Raw genomic sequence first — 21,150 nt, 5'->3', positions numbered from 1 at the left:
CGGCCGGCCTCCGGAGCCGCTGCCTCCGGTGCCGGTCCGCCGTTCAGTCGGCGGTGCTCACGGGCACGGGAGCCTTCTCCTGCTCCACCTGCCCGCGGTCGTCTTCCCGGGCGCGCTCGCCCGAAGCGTCCTCGCCCGACGCGTCCTCGTCGGGGGCGGGACGCGGCCTCGCTTCCCTGAGTTCCGCGATCGCGCCCTCGAAGTCCTCCAGGGACTCGAACGCCCGGTAGACGGACGCGAAGCGCAGATAGGCCACCAGATCGAGCTCCTGGAGCGGGCCGAGTATGGCCAGCCCCACATCGTGCGTCGTGAGCTCGGCGCTGCCGGTGGCGCGCAGCGCCTCCTCGACCCGCTGCCCCAGCTTCGCCAGCGCGTCCTCGGTCACCGGCCGGCCCTGGCAGGCCTTGCGGACGCCGTTGATGACCTTGGTCCGGCTGAACGGCTCCGTGACCCCGGAACGCTTGATCACCATCAGTGAGCACGTCTCGACGGTCGTGAACCGCCGGGTGCATTCCGGGCACTGGCGCCGCCTGCGGATCGACGTGCCGTCGTCGGTCGTACGGCTGTCGACGACACGGCTGTCGGGGTGCCTGCAGAAGGGGCAGTGCATGGCGTTCCAACCCTCCTCACAAGCAGACTCAACAGCCTCGCAGACCCCGTGGGCCCCTCGAAGCGAGCACCAGCATAGGCGATGCCGTGAGCCCCGAAGACCACACCCACCACAACTTCTGGGTCACGCCGCACATCCAACCACTAGATGTGGGGCCAGGGCGGGAAATGGCGGCACCAGCACTTCGGACGCGCATGTCGCCGGAAACCGGCCCGGGCGCCCGGCGGCCGGGCCGTACGGGCCGGCCTCGCGCACGCGCCCGCGGGCGCGGCGGCGCCCGGCCGGGCGCCCGGTTGAGGAGGTACCGTGACCGCCGCGCGGACGCGGCGCGGGCCTCCTGCGCGGATGCGGGGCCGAAGCGGGCCATGGGGTCGGTCCGACGGGGCACCGGATGGCAGACTGGGGCACGGCCCGGGCGCGCGCGGACCGGTGAAGCGTACCCCCATGCCCTCATTCGTCCCGGGACGGGGTGGTGTGGGGCCTTACACCCGGACCAAGGCAGGTGCCAGGTGGATCGGCATTTTTCACTCGAACGTGTGTTTGGCGCAACCTTTCGAAAGCCTCTACCGTTGTGCAGCAGGGAGACCATCGAGAGGGGCCGACGTGACCACCACCGCAGACAGCGCCACCATCACCGCCCAGGACCGCTCCCAGGGGCGTCTCGAGCCGCCACACGCGATGAACGCCGGGATCAACACCGCGATGAACGAAGCCACGCACCCAGAGGGGCCAAAGCGCTCCCTCCCTGGGCGACCTCCCGGCATCCGGGCGGACAGCTCGGGCCTCACCGACCGCCAGCGGCGGGTCATCGAGGTGATCCGCGACTCGGTGCAGCGCCGGGGCTACCCGCCGTCCATGCGGGAGATCGGGCAGGCCGTGGGCCTCTCCAGCACCTCCTCGGTGGCGCACCAGCTCATGGCGCTGGAGCGCAAGGGCTTCCTGCGCCGCGACCCGCACCGGCCGCGGGCCTACGAGGTCCGCGCCTCCGACCAGGCCGCCCCTGTGCAGCCCACGGACACCGCGGGCAAGCCGGCCGCGTCGTACGTGCCGCTGGTGGGCCGCATCGCCGCCGGTGGGCCGATCCTCGCCGAGGAGTCGGTCGAGGACGTCTTCCCGCTCCCCCGGCAGCTGGTCGGTGACGGCGAGCTCTTCGTCCTCAAGGTCGTCGGCGATTCGATGATCGAGGCCGCGATCTGTGACGGCGACTGGGTCACGGTCCGCCGCCAGCCGGTGGCGGAGAACGGCGACATCGTCGCCGCCATGCTGGACGGCGAGGCCACCGTGAAGCGTTTCAAGCGCGAGGACGGACACGTCTGGCTGCTCCCGCACAACGCTGCCTACGAGCCCATCCCGGGCGACGACGCCACCATCCTGGGCAAGGTGGTGGCGGTGCTGCGCCGCGTCTGAGACCAGCGGCCCTCCCGGCCGCGCTTGATCGGGCCCCGGAACCCCTGCGCCGGTTCCGGGGCCCTGCTGCGTCCGCCGCCGGGTCCTGCCGTGCCGGCGTGCCGCCGCCGCGTCCCGGTGGCCTTGGCCTGGAGGTCTCGGCCCGGTGACCTTGGCCTGGAGGTCTCGGCCCGGTGACCTTGGCCCGGTGGCCTTGGCCCGGTGGCCTTGGCCTCGGGGCCTTCCTACGCGGCGACCGAGGCTTTCGCCCGCGTGCGATCCCTCAGCCACCGATCGCGACGCACTGCCGCCGCCCCTATCGGGCATCGCCGTGCCGCTTCCCGACGGGCGCTCGGACGGCGACCGGTCAGGTCACCCGGCGGTCAGCTCCCCTCCGCCTGGGCGGTTGCGTCGATGGCGGCGAGCGAGCGGCGGACCTGGTTCCGGTCGGTCGTGTACCAGAAGTCGGGCAGTGAGGCTTTGAGGAAGCTGCCGTAGCGGGCCGTGGCCAGGCGCTGGTCGAGCACCGCGACCACGCCGCGGTCTCCCGTGGCCCGGACCAGCCGTCCGGCTCCCTGGGCCATCAGCAGCGCCGCGTGGGTCGCGGCGACCGCCATGAAGCCGTTGCCGCCGCCTTCCTCCACGGCCTTCTGCCGCGCGCTCATCAGCGGGTCGTCGGGCCGCGGGAAGGGGATCTTGTCCATCACGACCAGCTGGCAGCTGGGACCCGGCACGTCCACGCCCTGCCAGAGCGAGAGCGTGCCGAACAGGCAGGTCTTCGGGTCGGCGGCGAAGTTCTTGATCAGTTCGCCGAGCGTCTCCTCGCCCTGCAGCAGCACGGGGAACTCGGGGATCCGTTCCCGCAGCTCCTCCGCGGCGAGCTGGGCGGCCCGCATCGAGGAGAAGAGTCCGAGCGTGCGCCCGCCGGCGGCCTGGATCAGCTCGGTGAGCTCGTCCAGCATGTCCGCCCGGTCCCCGTCCCGGGCCGGCCGGGCGAGGTGCTTGGCGACGTAGAGGATGCCCTGCTTCGGGTAGTCGAACGGCGATCCGACGTCCACGCCCTTCCACTGCGGGAGGTCGTCGCCCTCCAGGCCCTCGGGGCCGAGCCCCAGCGAGCCGGCGACGCCGTTGAAGTCGCCGCCCAGCTTGAGCGTGGCGGAGGCCAGCACCACGCTGCGGTCGGCGAACAGCTTCTCGCGCATCAGCCCGGCCACGGACAGCGGCGCCACCCTCAGCGAGGCGCCGAAGCGGTCGTGCCGTTCGTACCAGACCACGTCCCACTCGTTGCCGTGGGTGATCCGCTCGGCCACGGCGTGCACGTTCTCCACCGACGCCAGGGCCTGCTTGCGGACCGCGTCCTCGTCCTGGACGGACTTGTCGCGGGTGTTGCCGAGGGCGGAGATCACCGACCGGCAGGCGTCCCGCAACGCGGTCAGCGCGTAGGCCAGGTCCTCGGGGATCTCCTCCAGGCGCCCGGGCAGCGCCAGTTCCATCACCCGCTCGAAGCCCTCCGAGGCGGTCTGGAGCTGGTCGGCGAACTTCTCGTCGACCAGCTTGGCCGCGCGGCGCACCGCACGGCCGACCTGGCCGGGGGTCAGCTCGCCGGTGGCGACGCCGGTGACCCGGGAGACCAGCTCGTGGGCCTCGTCGACGATCAGCACCTCGTGCTGCGGAACCACCGGCGCGCCCTCGATGGCGTCGATGGCCAGCAGCGCGTGGTTGGTGACGATCACCTCGGCGAGCTTGGCCCGCTCACGGGCCGCCTCCGCGAAGCACTCCGCGCCGTAGGCGCACTTGGAGGCTCCCAGGCATTCGCGGGAGGAGACCGACACCTGCTGCCAGGCCCGGTCGGAGACGCCCGGCGTCAGGTCGTCCCGGTCCCCGTTCTCGGTCTCGTCGGCCCAGTCGCGCAGGCGCAGCAGGTCCTGGCCGAGCTTGCTGGTGGGGGCGGCGGCCTCGAACTGGTCGAAGAGGCCCTCGTCCTCGTCCTGCGGCATTCCCTCGTGCAGCCGGTGCAGGCAGAGGTAGTTGGAGCGGCCCTTGAGTATCGCGTACTCGGGCCGACGGCGCAGCAGCGGGTGCAGGGCGTCCACCGTGCGCGGCAGGTCGCGTTCGACGAGCTGCCGCTGCAGCGCCAGGGTGGCGGTGGCGATGACCACACGCTCCCCGTGCGCCAGGCTGGGCACCAGGTAGCCGAGCGACTTACCGGTGCCGGTGCCGGCCTGGACCAGCAGGTGGGTGCCGTCGTCGATGGCCTCCGCGACGGCTTCGGCCATGGCCACCTGGCCGGGACGCTCCGTGCCGCCGACGGCGCCGACGGCGGCGTGCAGGAGTTCGGGAAGAGAGGGCTTCGTCATAGCCCCACCAACCCTAGTGCGTCCCTCCGACAACACCCCGCCCCCGGATCATCAGGGCGGCCCGCTTGCCGGGCAGCTCAAGGGTGCCCGCCCGACGGAATCCCGCCTTCCGGAAGGCGCCGAGGGAGGCGTGGTTGCGCAGGTCGGGCTCGGCGACCAGCCGCAGGCAGCCGGGACGCCGGTCGAGCACCAGGCGGGCCACGGCGTCCAGCAGCAGGGTGCCCAGTCCCCGCCCCCGGTCGGCGGCCTCGCCGATCAGCAGATGCACGCCGGTGTCGTGGGGGCGCGCGGCGTAGTGGTCCGCGAGCGGGTCGAGGTCGGCGCGGTAGATCTCCCAGTAGCTCGTCGGCCGGCCGTCGAGCAGCCCGAGGCAGGGCACGCTGCGGCCGTCGCCCCCGGTCTGCGCCCGCAGGTGCTCCTCGGTGCGCGCTGGCGGTCCTGCGAGGTCCCAGTACTCCGCCACCACGGGGTCGTTCATCCAGCGGTGCAGCAGGCCGAGGTGTTCCCGGTCCCGCACCGGCAGCAGCAGGAACGGGCCGTCGGGGGTCGCGACGGGGCCCCAGCCCGCCACGTCGCCCAGGCGATCGCTCCGGGCGCGCGCCGGGGCGCGGGTGCCCGACGGGGCGCTCACCGGGCGTGCACCGGGTTGGCGACGGTGACGTACACGGACTGGGTGTCGACCGGGCCGACCAGTTCGTCGAGGCCGCGCAGCCGGGTGAGCAGGTTGGCCTTGCAGCGCAGCAGGGGCTCCTCCAGCAGCCGGGCGGGCAGGGGGGAGCCGGTGGCGTCCGGTCCCGTGGCGGCATCGGCCAGGAAGCGGCGGAACGCGGCGAGCAGCAGACGTTCGTCGGTGAGTCCCTGAGAGCCGAACGCCCCGATGAGGCCCAGCACGTTGTTGACACCGAGGTAGTAGGCGAACCGTTCGTCGGTGACGTCGTCGTCCACGAAGGTGTCGCTGCGGTCGCCGACCCCGGGCAGCAGGGCCTCCAGCCCGGCGCGGCGGGACGCGCGGAAGTAGTAGCCCTGGTTGTCCCGGTAACGGCCGCCGACGGGCCAGCCGTCCGCGTCGAGGAGGAGCAGGGTGTTCTGCTGGTGGGCCTCCAGGGCGATGCCGGCCTCGCCGTCCAGCCGGAGGACGGGGCGCACGACGCACTCCAGGTAGCGCAGGAACCACTCGGCGCAGACGGCGGTCGGCGGCCGCCCGGTGCGGTCGGCGAGGGCGGTGACCAGGGCGGCCAGCCGGGAGACGGGCTCGCCGGGGCGGCGGGTGCAGGCGGGCCGGGGGGCGCAGAGCGAGGCGACGCAGCACACGTCGTCGGTCGGGCCGAACGGGTTGTGCCGGATCACCGCGTCCAGCCCGTGCACGGGGCTGCCGTCCGGGGCGTCCACGGCCAGCCAGGCGGGGTCGCGGACGATGTCGAAGCCGGGGTGCGCGGCGCGGACGCGCCGGCCGAGGCCGCCGCGCAGCAGCCGGTGGACCTCCACCCCGCGGTGGAGTTCCTTGCGCAGGTTCTCCCGGCGGGAGTTGGTGATGCGCAGGCCCAGCGAGAGCTTGAGCATGGCGGGCGCGCCGGTGCGGTAGAGGGTGCGGACGGAGGAGGTGGGGCTCCACGGGGCGCCGTGCGGGCCGAGATCGGTCAGCCGGCCGGCGTCGAGCAGCTCGGCCACCCGGTCGTCCTCGCGCAGGCGCCGCCACTGCCAGGGGTGCACGGGCAGCGGCGCGTGGCCGGCGGGGGCGTCGGGGGCGGGGCCGAGGAGCCGTGCGGTGAGGGCGGGGGCGGGGACCACCCTGCCGCGCTCGGTCCAGGCCGAGTCGGCGGCCAGCACGTCCGGGGCGACGGCCACCCAGTGGAGGGGGAAGGCCCCGCGGGTCTCCGGGGAGTGGCGTGCGAGTTCCTCGTCCGTCAGACCCTCTCGGCTCTTGGGCGTCGGGTGGAGGGGGTGGCCGAGGAGGAGCGCCTGCTCGGCGGTGAGGAAGAGGTCGGCACGGCCGGGCGCCGGGTCCTGTTCGCGGCGGGCGGCGCGGTCCGCGAGGAAGACGGCGGTGTTGCGGACCGAGTCGACCACCCGTGCCACCAGGTCCGGGCCGTGGACCCTCGTACCTGCGGCGTCCGCCCTGCCGGTCCCGTTCACGCTGTTGGCCGCCCCGTGGGCGCTGTCGGCCCCGTGTTCGGCGTTGGTTCCGCCCTCCCGGCCTTCTCCGTCCGCTGCCGCCCCCTCCGCCGTCTCCCGCGCCAGCAGAGCGGCCAGGAGCGCGGCGTCGACCGGGGCTGCCGTCTCGGCGCCGCCCGGCCGGACGGGACCGAAGCGGTGCAGCCCGGTGGGCGACCAGTGGCGGACCGGCACCACCAGTTCGGTGCCGGTGGCGGGCAGCGGCATCCGCAGCGGGCGTCCGGCCGGGGGCGCGGGCAGTCGCCGTTCCCGGACCCAGCAGCGCAGCAGGTTCTCCACGGTGGCGGCGTCGGCCACGGCACGGGGGTCCGGCCCCTCCACCGGGTCCGGCGCCAGGTCCGGGACCGGCCCCGGCCGCCGGGTCACGGAAGCGGCCTCGTCCGCCACCGGAACCACCACCGGCACGGGCACCACCGCCCCTGACGGCCCCGGCTCGGCCACCCCCACCGCACCGGAGTGCCGCCCATCACCGGCAACCACGTCTCCGTCCGCCCCGGCCCCGGGCCGCACCACCGCCACGGGCTCGGCCACTTCCACCGGAGCAACCGAAACCCGCGCATCCACCACCGGAACGGCATCCGGCACGAACGTCGGCATCCCCAAGGACCCGGACTCGGCAACCGTCACCGCACCGGCGTGCCGCTGCTGGTCACCGGCAATCACGAATCCGTCCGGCCCGGTTTCGGGCCGCACCACCGCCACGGGCTCGGCCACTTCCACCGGAGCAACCGAAACCCGCGCATCCACCACCGGAACGGCATCCGGCACCAAGGTCGGCATCCCCAACGGCCCGAACTCGGCCACCCCCACCGCACCGGAGTGCCGCCCATCACCGGCAACCACGTCTCCGTCCGCCCCGGCCCCGGGCCGCACCACCGCCGCAGGCTCGGCCACTTCCACCAGGCGGGCCGCAACCCGCGCGTCCGCCACCGGGACGGCCACCGGTCCATCGTGCTCCCCGGCAGGCGTCCACGAGGTCCCCGTCACCGCCGCGTCCGGAAGTTCGCTCTCGCAGGGTGACGTCCCGCCGGCCTCCGCACGCCGGGACGCCGCCGAGGACCCCGCGTCCGCCACCGCGCTCGCCCGCCCGTCCACAGCGGGCGCGGCCGCGTCGGCCGGAAGCTCCGCAAGCCCGGTCAGCAGCCCCGGGGCGCCCACCGGTCCGGCACCCGCCGGCCCCGTCCCAGGCGTGGTCCCCGTCGTCTCCGCGCCGGTGCCGGTCGACGACGAAGCCGCCGGGCACGCCAACGCCTCCGGCGGGTCCGCCTCGGCCGCGCCCTCCGCGGCGACCACCACCCCGCACGCCACCACCGCGGCGGACGGACCGGCCTGCGCACCGCCGTCCCAGGCGTCGGCCACGTCGCCATCGCTCCGCCGCGCAGGCGCGGTCTCGGTGTCAGCGGCCGTGGCCGTACCGCTCCGCGACTCGCCCCCTTCCGGGGAGTCCGCGCTCTCCCGCGCGCCGGGCGGCAGCGGATCGTTGCCGGCCTCGTCCGCCTCGAGGGGCGGCAAGGGGCCGGCGGCTCCCGTGGCACGGAGGACGGGTGCTTCGGTCTCGGTGGTGACGTTCAACTCGGGGGTGACGTTCAACTCGGGCCTCACTGGGTGTCGTTCAGGATCGGGCGGCGCCCGCCGCCGCTTCCACCGCGTCGGCCAGCCGCTCCAGCACGGCGTCCGCCTGCTCGTCGGTGACGGTCAACGGCGGCAGCAGACGCACGACTTCGGCGTGCGGTCCGCCGATGCCCACGATCAGTCCGCGCCGCAGGCACTCCCGCCGCACCGCCGCGGCGAGACCGGGCACGGGGAGACCGGGCACGGCAGCGGCCACCTCGGGCGCGGGCGCGGAGGCCGGGTCGACGAACGCGAGGCCCAGCATCAGCCCTCGCCCGCCGACCTCACCGACGCACCGGTGGCCCGCGGCCAGCGACCGCAGCCGGCGGAGCATGCGGGCGCCGACCTCACCCGCCCGGGCGGCGAGCCGCTGCTCGCGGACATGGGCCAGGGTCGCGGCACCGGCCGCCATGGCGAGCTGGTTGCCGCGCGGCACGTCGGCCGGCGGGCCCGCCGCCGGGGCGAGGTCCAGGTCCTCCCGGTGCACCACCACGGCCAGCGGCAGGCTGCCGCCGATCGCCTTGGCCAGCACCATCACGTCGGGCGTCACACCGCTGTGCTCCACGGCCCAGAAGGCGCCGGTCCGCCCGACCCCCGTCACCGTCTCGTCGACGACCAGCGGGACGCCCCGCTCGCGCGTGCTCTCCCGCAGTCGCCTCAGCCGGTCGTCCGACACCGGCTCGACGACCACCCCGCTCTCGACGACCACCCCGCCGGCCCCCCCGGCCGGACCGGCGGCCAGGGCGAGGGCGTCGGCGACCGTGGGGCCGCAGAACCTGACCCGGGCGCACCGCGCGAGCCCGGGCGGCAGCGTGGCCAGCAGTTCGGCGAGGAACCGCTCCTCCACCGGCGTGGACAGGTCCAGGACGCCGATGGGCGCGCCGGAGTCCAGCACCTCACGCACCGCCGCCAGCACCACGGGGTGGTTGTGTCCCAGTGCGAGCGCCCCGTCGCCGGAGAGGCAGTCCAGGTAGCGGCGGCCGTCCGCGCCCTCGACGGTCATCCCCCGGGCGCGCACCGGCACGATCGGCAGGGCACGCGCATAGGTCCGCGCCGACGACTCCCGCAGCGGTTGCCTGCGCACCGTCCCGGTCAAGGCCACCCTCTGGTCCTCCCGCCGCCTCACGACATCGGGGCCGCGCATGGACAGCCGTCCCCTCACCGCTACAACTGCCGTCCCTCCGTCGGGGACACGGGTGACAGTGAAGTTCCGGGGAAGCAGCGCGGGAGGACGTGTGCCGGAACCCCCTGGTGGACGCCTCAAGCCACCCCTCGTGACGGAACCGTTGCCTGCCCGTCGGCGACCACCCACAGCCACCCCCTAGGGTGGGGTGGCCGATCGGGCACCGTGGGTGACCGGTCCCACCATGTCCAAGCGCACACGCCAGGGGGAGTCCTGAACATGCGACCCATACGCCCGCCGTTCCCGACCGGCCGGGAAACCACCACGGGCCGGACAGCGAGCACGCGGCGCGGAGCCTTCCGCCCCTTCGCCGCCGTGGTCCTGGCCTCGGCCCTCGCCCTGACCGCGGGAGCCTGCGGTCCGGAGGACACAGAGGCCGCCGACAAGCCGCCCGTGTCCCTCCCGGACGAGGGCAAGATCAAGATCCCCCAGGAGCTGACCGACAAGCTCAAGGAACACGGGATCGACCTCGAGGAGTGGCGCGGCGGCGCCTGGAAGAACTGGGACAAGGACGACTGGCTGCGCGAGGCCGACCAGTTCATCAACCCGATCATCGAGGACCTCTGGAACCCCGACCGCATGCGGGAGGCCGAGGAGCCGGAGAGCACGGTCGACGAGAGCGACATCGCCGACGACCAGGGAGTGACCGACCCGACGCCCGCGCCGGTGGAGGCCGCCGAGGTCTCCGCCCCGTACGGCGACTCGGCGCCGACCGCGGGCAAGCTCTTCTTCGACGGGCCGCAGGGCACCATGGTCTGCTCGGCGACGGTCGTGGAGGACCCGGCCAACCCGGGGAAGTCCAACCTGGTGTGGACGGCCGGCCACTGCGTGCACGCCGGTAAGGAGGGCGGCTGGTACCGCAACATCGCCTTCGTGCCCTCCTACAACGACCAGGCCATGAGCGGGCAGGAGCTGGCCGGCGCCGCCCCCGAGAAGATCGCTCCGCACGGCCTGTGGTGGGCCCAGGTCGCGATGACCTCCGACCAGTGGATCGCGCAGGGCGGTCAGACCGGCGGCAACGGGGCTCCGTTCGACTACGCCGTGCTCAAGGTGACCCCGGAGAACGGCGGCGGGAAGTCGCTGGAGGAGACGGTCGGCGCCGCGACGCCGGTGGGGTTCGACGCCCCGGCGGTGCCGGACATCGACAGCATCACCGCGACCGGCTACCCGGCCGCGGAGCCGTTCGACGGTGAGCGGATGTTCCAGTGCCAGGACAAGCCGGGCCGCCTGTCCGTCGTGGCGAGTGACCCGACCATGTACCGCATCGGCTGCACGATGACGGCCGGTTCCTCCGGCGGTGGCTGGATCGCCGAGGTGAACGGCGAGCCGGCGCTGGTGTCCAACACCTCCATCGGCCCGATCAGCGCGGGCTGGCTGGCCGGACCGCGTCTCGACGAGCAGGCGAAGAAGCTCTACGAGTCCGTGAGCGCGCAGTAGTCCAAGGCGCACGGTAGTCCGTGAGCGGGCGGTGGTCGGCGGAAGCCGGCGCCTGCCCGCGCACGACGAGGGCCCGCCCCCCGGCCGGGGGGCGGGCCCTCGTCGTTGCCCGAAACGTCGCGTCCGGCCGGGTGGGCCGGGGCCGCTGACGGCTTACGCGGTGGCCGGCGTGTACGGAGCGAGGTCCGAGGCCAGCTCCTCGTGCACCCGCACCTTGAGCAGGGTGCCCTCCGCGGTGTGCTCCTCGGAGATCACCTCGCCCTCGGTGTGCGCCCGCGCCACCAGCTTGCCGTGGGTGTACGGGATCAGCGCCTCGACCTCGACGGCCGGACGCGGCAGCTCGGCGTCGATCAGCGCCAGCAGTTCGTCCATGCCCTGCCCGGTGCGGGCGGAGACGGCGATGGAGCGCTTCTCGACCCGCATGAGCCGCTGGAGTTCCAGCGGGTCGGCCGCGTCCGCCTTGTTGATCACGACGATCTCCGGCACACCGGTGGCACCGACGTCACGGATCACCTCGCGCACCGCGGCCAGTTGCTCCTCCGGGTTCGGGTGCGAGCCGTCCACCACGTGCAGGATCAGGTCGGAGTCACCGACCTCCTCCATGGTGGAGCGGAACGCCTCGACCAGGTGGTGCGGCAGGTGGCGCACGAAGCCGACGGTGTCGGCCAGCGTGTACACCCGCCCGCTGGGCGTCTCGGCCCGGCGCACGGTCGGGTCCAGGGTCGCGAACAGCGCGTTCTCGACCAGGACGCCGGCGCCGGTGAGGCGGTTCAGCAGCGACGACTTTCCGGCGTTGGTGTAACCGGCGATGGCGACCGAGGGCACCTTGTTGCGGCGCCGCTCCTGACGCTTCACGTCACGGCCGGTCTTCATCTCCGCGATCTCCCGGCGCATCTTCGCCATCTTCTCGCGGATCCGGCGCCGGTCCGTCTCGATCTTGGTCTCACCGGGACCACGGGTGGCGAGACCACCGCCCTTGCCGCCGCCCATCTGACGGGACAGCGACTGACCCCAGCCACGCAGGCGCGGCAGCATGTACTGCATCTGTGCCAGCGCGACCTGCGCCTTGCCCTCGCGGGACTTGGCGTGCTGGGCGAAGATGTCGAGGATCAGCGCGGTCCGGTCGATGACCTTGACCTTGACGACGTCCTCGAGGTGGATCAGCTGTCCGGGGCTGAGCTCACCGTCGCAGATCACGGTGTCCGCGCCCGACTCGATGACGATGTCCCGCAGCTCGTTGGCCTTGCCGGAACCGATGTAGGTCGCGGCGTCGGGCTTGTCGCGCCGCTGGATCACGCCGTCCAGCACCAGCGCGCCCGCCGTCTCGGCGAGGGCGGCCAGCTCGGCCAGCGAATTGTCGGCGTCCCGCGCCGTGCCCGAGGTCCACACTCCGACGAGTACGACCCGCTCCAGGCGGAGCTGCCGGTACTCGACCTCGGTGACGTCCTCGAGCTCGGTGGACAGACCCGCGACGCGTCGCAGGGCCGCACGCTCGGAGCGGTCGAACTGCTCACCGTCCCGATCGCCGTCGATCTCGTGGCTCCAGGCGACGTCCTCTTCCATCAGGGCATCGGCCCGAAGGGCGTGCGCGAAACGCTGGGAGTCCTGGGAAGTGGATGAAGAGGAGGTCATTGGGTCCTTACGTCGAAGGGTGGAGTGACGGCCGTGCGGTCCGTCACTGGTCACAACGTCCGGGTGCCCCGGGAGATTCCCGGGCAACCCGCCCGCACCCCACGATGGTCCCACGGCGCCGCCGCCCCGTCACCGGGTTATGCGCCGCGGCGGGCGGCGGTGCACCCGCGCGGCGGCATGCGCTTTCAATCTGCGTGCCCTCACCCCATGTGGCCACCCCATGTGGCCGTGACCCACGTGCCCTCACCCCACGTTGCCGTGGCCCACGTGGTCGTGACCCATGTGCGCATGCCCCAGGTGCGCGTGACCGTGCCCGTGCCCGTGCGCGTCACCGTGCCCGTGCCCGTGCCGGCCGAGTCCCGGCGCGGGCACGACCGCGCGTCCGGCGGCGGGCTTCCCCTCGGCCTTGGGGGCGTCCGACGTCCAGTCCGGGTGTCCCGGCATCGGCGGCGTCCGGGTGTCGTGGAGCCACGCCCGGAAGAAGCCGTCCAGGTCGCGTCCGGCGATCTCGGAGGAGAGCCGGACGAAGTCGGCGGTGGTGGCGGTCCCGTCCCGGTGCCGGTGCACCCAGGCGCGCTGCACCTGCTCGAAGGCGTGCCGTCCGATCTCCTGGCGCAGCGCGTACAGCACCAGTGCCGATCCGTCGTAGATCACCGGACGGAAGATGCCGATCTTCTGCCCCTCCGCGGGGACCTTGGGCGCCGCGGGCGGTCCGCCCGCGGCGCGCCACGTGTCGGAGGAGGTGTACGCGGCCTTCATCCGCGCCTCCAGCGTGCGGTGCCCGGTCTCCTCCCCGTAGAGCGCCTCGTACCAGGTGGCGTGGCCCTCGTTGAGCCAGACGTCCGACCAGGTGGCCGGGGTGACGCTGTCGCCGAACCACTGGTGGGCCAGCTCGTGCACCATGACCGATTCGACCAGCCAGGCGGGGATGGCGGGCTCGGTGAACAGGAAGCGCTCGAAGAGGGAGAGCGTCTGGGTCTCCAGCTCGAACCCGGTGGCGGCGTCGGCGATGAGGATCCCGTAGGTCTCGAACGGGTAGGGGCCGACCTTGCCCTCCATCCAGTCGATCTGGTCCGGGGTCTTCGCCAGCCACGGTTCCAGCTTCTCCCGGTCGGCGGCCGGGACGACGTCGCGCAGCGGAAGGCCGTGCGGGCCCTCGCGCCGGACGACGGCGGAGCGGCCCACCGAGACCTGGACCAGTTCGGTGGCCATCGGGTGCTTGCTGCGGTACGTCCAGGTGCGGGTCTGCGCGGCGCGCCCGGTCCCGGCGCTCTTCCCGTCCTTCTCGGGCAGGCCGTTGGCCACGGCCGTCAGCGCGGTGGGGGCGGTGACGCGAATGGTGTAGAGCGCCTTGTCGGACGGGTGGTCGTTGCAGGGGAAGACCAGGTGGGCGGCGTCGGCCTGGTTGGCCATGGCGAGCCCGTCCTTGGTCACCACCCAGCCGTGCCCCTGTCCCTTCGGCGGGCGCGGGTCGCTGGTGTGCCGGACGACGACGCGGGTGGTGTCGCCCGCCTCCGGCGCGGTGCGCGGCGTGATCACCAGGTCCTCCCCGGCGGAGGTGAACGCGGCCTTCGCGCCGTCCACCGTGACCGAGGAGACCTTGCCGTGCGCGAAGTCGAGGTTGAGCCGGTCCAGGCGGCGGGTGGCCCGGGCCTCGATGGTGGTGACCGCCTGCATGGGGCGGGTGTTGGAGCCCGGGTAGGCGAAGTGGAGGTCGTACGAGCGGACGTCGTACCCGGGGTTGCCCAGCTCGGGGAAGAGGCGGTCGCCGACGCCGAGCGGCGCGGCGGGCGTGGGGTCCGGGGCGGCGGCCGCGACCAGGCTGACGGAGACGGCGGAGGCCAGCAGGGCGCCGCGGACGGCGCGGCGGCGAGGGCGGTGCGAGAGCATCCCCCACGGCTACCAGGACGGGGCACCGCCCCGGGGGCGACTCGCACCCTTCCCACCCGAACGGGTTGCCGCCGGCCCTCGACACCCGGACCCGGCGGGCGGCTTCACTGCACGCCCAGGCCCGGCTGCCTCACCGCACGCCCAGAGCTGGCGGCCTCACCGCACGCCCCGGCTCGGCGGACTCTCCGCTCGCCCGGGCCCGGCTGCCTCACTGCTCGGCGGTGGCGGCGCGGCCGACGTCGAAGACGCCGGGCACGTCCCGCATGGCGCGCATCAGCGCGGGGAGGTGGGCGGCGTCGGGCAGGTGGAGCGTGTACGTGTGGCGGACACGCTGGCGGACCGGCGGTTCCACGGTGGCGGAGACGATGTCGACGCCCTCGGCGGCGATCGCCTCGGTGAGGTCGGCCAGCAGGTGGGGGCGGCCGAAGGACTCGGCGACCAGGGTGACGCGGCAACCGGTCGTCTCGCCCCAGTGCACGCCGACCGGCTCCCGCCCGGCCCCCCGCATCCGCACGGCGGTGGCGCAGTCCGCCCGGTGGGCGGCGATCGCGCCGCCGCGCACCGCGAAGCCCACGATCTCGTCGCCCGGCACGGGCGTGCAGCAGCCCGCGAGCCGCACCGGGGCACCGGACTCCTCCGCGATCACCCCCGTGCCGCGGAACGACACGTCCGGCTCGACGGAGGGCTCCGGCGCGGGCGGTACCTCGCGGATCGCGTCGTCGGGGCGGTTCTCGGTGGGCGCCTCACCCGCGGGGACCTCGGCGGCGCGGGCGGCGAGCCGGCGCTGGATGGCGATGCGCGCGGTGGGCGTGCGGGCGTGGTCGAGCCACTCCCGGGAGGGTTCGGAGGCCGGGTCCTGGCCCATCAGCAATTGCACCCGGTCACCGTCGCGCAGCACCGTGCCGAGCGCGGCGAGGCGGCCGTTGACCCGGGCCCCGATACAGGAGTGGGCGTCCTCCCCGTACTGGGCGTAGGCGGCGTCGACGCATGTGGAGCCCTCGGGCAGGCCCAGGGCGCCGCCGTCGGCACGGAAGACGGTGATCTCGCGGTCCTGGGCGAGGTCCTGACGGAGCGTGGACCAGAAGATGTCGGTGTCGGGGGCGGCGGCCTGCCAGGCGAGCAGCCGGGAGAGCCAGCCGGGCCGGGTCGGGTCGGCGCGCTCCCCGTCGGGCCGTTCACGCTCGGCGCCCTCGCCCTGCTCGTCCGCGCCGGGCGGCGTCAGGTGCGGGTTGCCCAGCGCGATCACACCGGCTTCGGCGACCTTGTGCATCCGGTGCGTGCGGATGAGGACTTCGGCGACCTGGCCGTCCTCCCGGGCGACCGCGGTGTGCAGCGACTGGTAGAGGTTGAACTTCGGGACGGCGATGAAGTCCTTGAACTCCGAGACGACCGGGGTGAAACAGGTGTGGAGTTCACCGAGCACGCCGTAACAGTCGGCGTCCTCGTTCACCAGGACCAGCAGCCGTCCGAAGTCCGTCCCCCGCAACTGCCCGCGTTTGCGCGAGACACGGTGGACGGAGACGGAGTGCCGGGGCCGGATGACGACCTCCGCGGCGATGTCGGCCTCGCGCAGCACCGCGCGCACCGACTCGGCCATCTCGGCCAACGGGTCGTCACCGGATGCCGTGTTGCCGGAGATCAGCTCCTGGGTGTGCCGGTGCTCCTCGGGGTGGAGGACGGCGAAGACCAGGTCCTCCAGCTCGGTCTTGAGCACCTGCACGCCGAGTCGTTCGGCGAGCGGGATCAGCACCTCGTGGGTGACGCGCGCGATGCGTTCCTGCTTCTCGCGCCGCATCACGCCGAGCGTGCGCATGTTGTGCAGCCGGTCGGCGAGTTTGATCGACATCACGCGGACGTCGTTGCCGGTGGCGACCAGCATCTTGCGGAAGGTCTCCGGCTCGGCGGCCGCGCCGTAGTCGACCTTCTCCAGCTTGGTGACGCCGTCGACCAGGTAGGAGACCTCCTCGCCGAACCCGTTGCGCACCTGCTCCAGCGTGACGGCGGTGTCCTCGACCGTGTCGTGCAGCAGCGAGGCGGTCAACGTGGTGGTCTCCGCGCCGAGTTCGGCGAGGATCAGGGTCACCGCGAGGGGGTGCGTGATGTAGGGCTCGCCGCTCTTGCGCATCTGTCCGCGGTGCGAGGACTCGGCCAGCACGTAGGCGCGGCGCAGCGGTTCGAGGTCAGCGTCCGGGAAGTGCGCCCGATGGGCCTCGGCGACATGGCTGATGGCGTCGGGCAACCGGTCGCGGCCCGTCGGGCCGAGCAGGGCCGCCCGGCCGAGCCGTCTCAGGTCCAGTCTGGACCGGGACCGCCGGCGGGGAGCCGGCGGGCTCTGGGGAACGGGCGTCACGGCCCCTGGGGTCGCGGCGTTCGTGGCCTCCGCGCTCATCGGCACCTCCGGCTGCGTCGACCGGCGGACGGGGACCCCGAGAGGCGACACGGCCAGGGGTGCGGTGTCGGTCCCCCGTCCGGACCGGTGCTTGATGCTATCGAGCCCATCACGTGCCGTTCACCGCCTCTCGCCGAGCGTGAACGGGATCACCCGTTCGAGCGAAGGGGGCGGGCGTCGCGGCGTGGCGTTCCACCGCGCGCGCGGCGGAGGGTCCCACGACCCCGACCCGCTCCCTTCCGCCCGGTTTCATACGTTCCGCACCACCGGGGTCTTCGCGGCGACGGCGCGCTCCAGCCAGTCGGCGTCGACGGCGCCCTCGGCGACGATCTCCGCCGGGCCGGTCATCTCGACCTCGCCGTCCGGATGCTCGGTGATCACCAGCCGGCCGCCGGGCAGGTCCACGGTGTACGTCACCGGGGTTCCGACGACGGCCGGGTCGGCGCCGTCCCGGCGGGCCGTGGCGACGGCCACGGCGCAGGCGCCGGTGCCGCAGGAACGGGTCTCGCCGGAGCCGCGCTCGTGCACCCGCATGGCGACGTGACGCGGGCCGCGGTCGACCACGAACTCGACGTTGACCCCGTCCGGGTAGACCGAGGCCGGCGTGAACGGCGGCGGGGTGTGGAGCGCCCCGGCGTGCGCCAGGTCCTCCACGAAGGCGACGGCGTGCGGGTTGCCCATGTTGACGTTGCGCGCGGGCCAGCTGCGGCCGTCGACGGAGACCGTCACCGCGTCCTCGGGCAGCACCGCGCGGCCCATGCGGACGGTGACGTCGCCGTCCTTGGCCAGGTGGACGGTCTTGACGCCGCCCCGGGTGGCCACGGCCACCTCACCGGCCGCGACGAGGCCCGCGTGCTGGAGGTACCGGGCGAAGACGCGGACGCCGTTGCCGCACATCTCCGCGACCGAGCCGTCGCCGTTGCGGTAGTCCATGAACCATTCGGCCTCGCCGGACATCTCCCGGGCCTCCGGGTGTGCGGCCGACCGCACCACGTGCAGCAGCCCGTCGCCGCCGATCCCCGCCCGGCGGTCGCACAGCGCGGCGACGGCGGCGGGGGGCAGGTCCACGGCGTTCTCGGGGTCGGGCACGATCACGAAGTCGTTCTCGGTGCCGTGGCCCTTGAGGAAGGCGATCCGCGTGCTCATCCTTCGATCGTACGGCCTGGACGGACCCGACGACGTGCGGGGACCGGGGCCGGCGGCGGCTGTCGGGCGGCCGGTGTCCATCGTCACCGGAGCCGGGCGACGCGCCAGACCGCGAGCGCGACGACGGCGATCACCGCCACCGCGTAGGCCAGCGCGATCCGCCAGTCGGTGGGCCGTCCGGAGCCCCGCGGGGGCAGGCCGGGCCAGTGCTGACCGACCTTGCGGGCGGCCACCAGGGCCCAGCCCGCGGCGCAGGAGCAGATCAGCACGCCCAGCATGGCGATCACGGCGCCGCTGTCACCGAAGTCGAAGGCGAGCGGGAAGGCGAACATCAGCGAGCCGGCGGCGGCGAGCCCCACCACGGGCGCGAGGTGCCAGGCGCTCAGCCTCCGCCGGGGGCGGATCTCGACCTCGACCTCTGGACCGGGGAACATCTCGTCGGGCGGCGGACCGTCGTCGCTCACACCGCCGTCGCCCACACCGTCCTCGTCGACCTCGTCGTCTCCGTCGACGCCCACGTCGACGCCGACCTCGTCGTCGGCCGCTACGTCGGCCTCCAGGCCGTCGGCCTCCGGCTCGGCCCCGGGGGCGGCGAGAGCTTCGTCAGCGGTGCGCGCCGTGGGCACACGGGGCAGGTCGGCGCCGGGCGCCGGGGCGTCGTCGCCGCGCTCCCTGTCGCCCTCGGCGACATGCCTCCCGTGTGCGGTGTCGCGAGGGCCGGCCTCCATCGCCACGCGCCCTCCTGACTGGGACTCCACTGGTCGATCGGATCACGATGATGGCACGGCGCCCGGGGCCCGAATGACGACCGGAGCGACCCGATGCCATGACGTGATCAGGCTGTAACCGGCCGTTCGAGCAGTGCGAGCGCACGCTCGGGCAGCTCGGTGGCGTCGTCCGCGGCCCCACTGAGCCAATGCACCCGCGGGTCCCGCCTGAACCAGGAATCCTGGCGGCGCGCGAAGCGTTTGGTCGCGCGGACCGTCTCGGCGCGCGCCTCGTCCTCGGTGCACTCCCCCGCCAGCGCCGCCAGAAGCTGCTGGTAGCCCAGCGCACGGGAGGCCGTGCGCCCCTCGCGCAACCCCTGTGCCTCCAGTGCCTTCACCTCGTCGACCAGCCCGGCCTCCCACATCCGGTCGACCCGGCGGGCGATCCGCTCGTCCAGCTCCGGCCGGGACACGTCGACGCCGATCTGCACGGTGTCGTACACCGACTCGTGGCCGGGGAGATTGGCGGTGAAGGGCTTGCCGGTGATCTCGACGACCTCCAGCGCCCGGACGATCCGGCGGCCGTTCGACGGCAGGATCACGGCCGCCGCCCCGGGATCGGCCTCCGCCAGCCGGGCGTGCAGGACGCCGGGGCCGCGCTGCTCCAGTTCCTCCTCCAGCCGGGCCCTGACCTTGGGGTCGGTGCCGGGGAACTCCATGCGGTCGACCGCGCCCCGCACATAGAGGCCCGAGCCGCCGACCAGGACCGGCCACCGGCCCTCGGCGAGCAGCGCCTCGATCCGGGCGCGGGCCAGCCTCTGGTACTCGGCGACGCTGGCTGCGACGGTGACGGCCCAGATGTCGAGCAGGTGGTGCGGGACGCCGCCGCGCTCCTCGGGGGTCAGCTTGGCGGTGCCGATGTCCATGCCCCGGTAGAGCTGCATGGAGTCGGCGTTGATCACCTCGCCGCCGAGCCGCTGGGCGAGGAAGACGCCGAGGTCGGACTTGCCGGCGGCGGTGGGGCCGACGACGGCGATGACGCGCGGGGTGGGACGAGTACTGCTCACGGCCCCAGTCTCCCAAATCCCGCGAGTGGTCCGGACCGGGGTGGGGCCCGGCCCGGGCGCCCTGCCGAATACGTCGGCCGGGCGCCCCGGGGCCCCTCGGAGGACGCCTCGGGGATGCCTCCGGGGGTACTTCCACCGGGTGCCTCGGTCGGACGCGCGCATCCGGCCGGTTCCGGCCCGCATACGTACGGTGTGAAACGGACAGGTGTGTACCGAGAGCACGGAAGGCGGACCATGAGCGGTTTCCTCGACAACCTGAAGAACAAGCTCGGTCCCGCGAAGGGCAAGGTCAACGACCTCGCCTCGCGGAACCAGGACAAGATCCAGCAGGGCATCGACAAGGCCGCGCGGATGGCCGACGAGCGGACCAAGGGCAAGTACTCGGAGAAGATCGAACGCGGCACCGGCAAGGCCAAGGACGCGGCCGCGCGGCTGGCGCAGCAGCAGGCGGGCGGTCCGCACGGGCACGGCACCGGCATGACCGGCGACGAGGGCCCGGGCCCGGTGCGCCGCCCGGAGAGCGGCGACGGCGGCACCACGCCGCCGTCCTCCCCGCCGCCGGGGCCCTGACGGCGGCCGACGGCGCCGACGGCGGGGGCCGCCCTGCCGCGCCCCGGCCGGGGCCGTCGGTCAGGTCCAGGAGGCCACGAAGTAGCCCACGCCGTACGGGGCGTCGTCGAAGAGCAGGCGGCAGTCCAGGTCGTCCTCGTGGGCCGCGGAGAGGATCTGCCACGGGGAGCGGCCCGAGATCATCAGGTCCCGGGCGAGCGTCTCGTCGAGGTCCCCGAGGAGGAATCCGTCGCGGTCCCCGTTCGCCAGGGCCTTCGCGATGGCGGCGTCCACGGCGGCGGCGCGCTCGTCCAGGTAGCCGGGGGCCTTCACGTCGCGGCGGGCGCTGCCGTCGCCCATCACCAGGAACCCGACGCGCTCGCCGGAGCCGGCCAGGTTGGTTCCGTCCTCGCCGTTGGCCGCGGTGGAGCGCCCGTGCGTGGAGACCTCGTAGCCGCGGACGGGTCCCGTCCAGCCGGAGCGGGACAGGAGCCAGGCGCCGACGGCGAGGGGCGGGGGCAGCACGGCGGGCCCGGCGTCGCCCCGGCCCTCGCCCAGCGTGACGTCCATGGGGACGCCGAAGCCGCGGAACGAGCCCGTGGAGCCGGCCTCGTGCAGGACGTCGCGCCCGCCCGTGCCGACGACCACGACGAGGTCGGGGGCGGCCTCGACGAGCGCCCGCACCGCCTCGTCGCAGGCGGCGCGCAGCGGGTCGAGTTCCGGTGCGGCACGCTGGGCGACGTCGGGCACGAGCAGCGGGGGGCAGGGGCAGACGGCGGCGGCGACAAGCATGATCGCAGCGTAACCGCTCCCCCTCGCACCCCGCTGCGGCCAACCGTGCCGCCGGTGCGCCCCGCGGACCCCGCCCCGGCCCAACTGTTCCGCCTGCGGCCACTCGTGCCGCCGTGCTGTACGCAGCCCACGCCCTCCCTCCCGTGCTGCGGGCAATCGTTCCGCCAAGGGCGATGGGGGTGGGCGCAGGCCTCACATACGCACGTGACGGCTCGCTTCGCG

At 74.1% G+C, this 21,150-nt stretch carries 16 protein-coding genes; 4 read left to right on the top strand and 12 right to left on the bottom strand.

Annotation, left to right across the window (positions count from 1 at the left end; all coding sequences use genetic code 11):
• Positions 1 to 43: 43 nt before the first annotated feature.
• Positions 44 to 610 carry a transcriptional regulator NrdR gene (gene nrdR, locus GBN72_RS30815; RefSeq protein WP_151775265.1) on the bottom strand — a complete coding sequence of 189 codons (567 nt, stop codon included), beginning with the start codon at positions 608 to 610 and terminating at the stop codon, positions 44 to 46.
• Between the two features lie 603 nt (positions 611 to 1,213).
• Between nrdR and lexA the strand changes: the two genes are divergently transcribed.
• Entirely contained in the window at positions 1,214 to 2,017 is an 804-nt protein-coding gene (gene lexA, locus GBN72_RS30810; RefSeq protein ID WP_151775264.1) for a transcriptional repressor LexA, read from the top strand.
• 362 nt (positions 2,018 to 2,379) lie between these two features.
• On the opposite strand, the gene GBN72_RS30805 is transcribed toward lexA, so the two are convergent.
• Genes GBN72_RS30805 through GBN72_RS30795 form a run of 3 tightly spaced genes read right to left on the bottom strand, consistent with a single transcriptional unit; the run spans position 2,380 to position 6,936 of the window.
• Positions 2,380 to 4,353 carry an ATP-dependent DNA helicase gene (locus tag GBN72_RS30805; protein WP_151775263.1) on the bottom strand — a complete coding sequence of 658 codons (1,974 nt, stop codon included), beginning with the start codon at positions 4,351 to 4,353 and terminating at the stop codon, positions 2,380 to 2,382.
• A gap of 13 nt (positions 4,354 to 4,366) precedes the next feature.
• The gene (locus GBN72_RS30800) at positions 4,367 to 5,089 is read right to left on the bottom strand and encodes a GNAT family N-acetyltransferase (RefSeq protein WP_151775396.1); all 723 of its coding nucleotides are present in this window, start codon (positions 5,087 to 5,089) and stop codon (positions 4,367 to 4,369) included.
• Positions 4,981 to 6,936 (bottom strand): IucA/IucC family protein, encoded by a 1,956-nt coding sequence (locus tag GBN72_RS30795; protein ID WP_439959838.1) that lies wholly within the window; start codon positions 6,934 to 6,936, stop codon positions 4,981 to 4,983. The genes GBN72_RS30800 and GBN72_RS30795 overlap by 109 nt, the downstream gene beginning before the upstream one ends.
• 45 nt (positions 6,937 to 6,981) lie before the next feature.
• Between GBN72_RS30795 and GBN72_RS35675 the strand changes: the two genes are divergently transcribed.
• The gene (locus tag GBN72_RS35675) at positions 6,982 to 7,545 is read left to right on the top strand and encodes a hypothetical protein (protein ID WP_151775262.1); all 564 of its coding nucleotides are present in this window, start codon (positions 6,982 to 6,984) and stop codon (positions 7,543 to 7,545) included.
• Between the two features lie 592 nt (positions 7,546 to 8,137).
• Here the strand turns inward: GBN72_RS35675 and GBN72_RS30780 are convergent.
• Positions 8,138 to 9,280, bottom strand: a complete 1,143-nt coding sequence (locus GBN72_RS30780) for an aminotransferase class III-fold pyridoxal phosphate-dependent enzyme (RefSeq protein ID WP_151775260.1) — start codon at positions 9,278 to 9,280, stop codon at positions 8,138 to 8,140.
• Positions 9,281 to 9,538: 258 nt separating this feature from the next.
• Between GBN72_RS30780 and GBN72_RS30775 the strand changes: the two genes are divergently transcribed.
• A complete protein-coding gene (locus tag GBN72_RS30775; RefSeq protein WP_151775259.1) occupies positions 9,539 to 10,756 on the top strand; it encodes a trypsin-like serine peptidase in 1,218 nt (405 codons plus the stop codon).
• A 153-nt stretch (positions 10,757 to 10,909) separates the two neighbouring features.
• Here the strand turns inward: GBN72_RS30775 and hflX are convergent, their stop codons facing one another.
• From hflX to miaA, 6 genes are all read right to left on the bottom strand, one after another.
• A complete protein-coding gene (hflX, locus tag GBN72_RS30770; protein WP_151775258.1) occupies positions 10,910 to 12,388 on the bottom strand; it encodes a GTPase HflX in 1,479 nt (492 codons plus the stop codon).
• A gap of 243 nt (positions 12,389 to 12,631) precedes the next feature.
• Positions 12,632 to 14,278, bottom strand: a complete 1,647-nt coding sequence (locus tag GBN72_RS30765) for a M1 family metallopeptidase (RefSeq protein WP_151775257.1) — start codon at positions 14,276 to 14,278, stop codon at positions 12,632 to 12,634.
• Positions 14,279 to 14,486: 208 nt separating this feature from the next.
• A complete protein-coding gene (locus GBN72_RS30760; RefSeq protein ID WP_151775256.1) occupies positions 14,487 to 16,667 on the bottom strand; it encodes a RelA/SpoT family protein in 2,181 nt (726 codons plus the stop codon).
• A gap of 249 nt (positions 16,668 to 16,916) precedes the next feature.
• The gene (gene dapF / locus GBN72_RS30755; RefSeq protein WP_151775255.1) at positions 16,917 to 17,813 is read right to left on the bottom strand and encodes a diaminopimelate epimerase; all 897 of its coding nucleotides are present in this window, start codon (positions 17,811 to 17,813) and stop codon (positions 16,917 to 16,919) included.
• Positions 17,814 to 17,896: 83 nt separating this feature from the next.
• On the bottom strand, positions 17,897 to 18,541 hold the full coding sequence (locus GBN72_RS30750; protein ID WP_151775395.1) for a hypothetical protein: 645 nt from the start codon (positions 18,539 to 18,541) through the stop codon (positions 17,897 to 17,899).
• A 107-nt stretch (positions 18,542 to 18,648) separates the two neighbouring features.
• Positions 18,649 to 19,587 (bottom strand): tRNA (adenosine(37)-N6)-dimethylallyltransferase MiaA, encoded by a 939-nt coding sequence (gene miaA, locus GBN72_RS30745; RefSeq protein WP_151775254.1) that lies wholly within the window; start codon positions 19,585 to 19,587, stop codon positions 18,649 to 18,651.
• A gap of 234 nt (positions 19,588 to 19,821) precedes the next feature.
• On the opposite strand from miaA, the gene GBN72_RS30740 reads away from it, so the two are divergent.
• Positions 19,822 to 20,157, top strand: coding sequence for an antitoxin (locus tag GBN72_RS30740; protein WP_151775253.1), 336 nt, complete (start codon positions 19,822 to 19,824; stop codon positions 20,155 to 20,157).
• A gap of 60 nt (positions 20,158 to 20,217) precedes the next feature.
• On the opposite strand, the gene GBN72_RS30735 is transcribed toward GBN72_RS30740, so the two are convergent.
• A complete protein-coding gene (locus tag GBN72_RS30735) occupies positions 20,218 to 20,928 on the bottom strand; it encodes a class III extradiol dioxygenase subunit B-like domain-containing protein (protein ID WP_151775252.1) in 711 nt (236 codons plus the stop codon).
• Positions 20,929 to 21,150: the final 222 nt, after the last annotated feature.

The organism is Streptomyces abyssomicinicus, assembly GCF_008974245.1.
In the GTDB taxonomy this organism is placed as follows: Bacteria; Actinomycetota; Actinomycetes; order Streptomycetales; family Streptomycetaceae; genus Streptomyces; species Streptomyces abyssomicinicus.
This window is presented reverse-complemented; position numbering and strand designations above follow the sequence as displayed.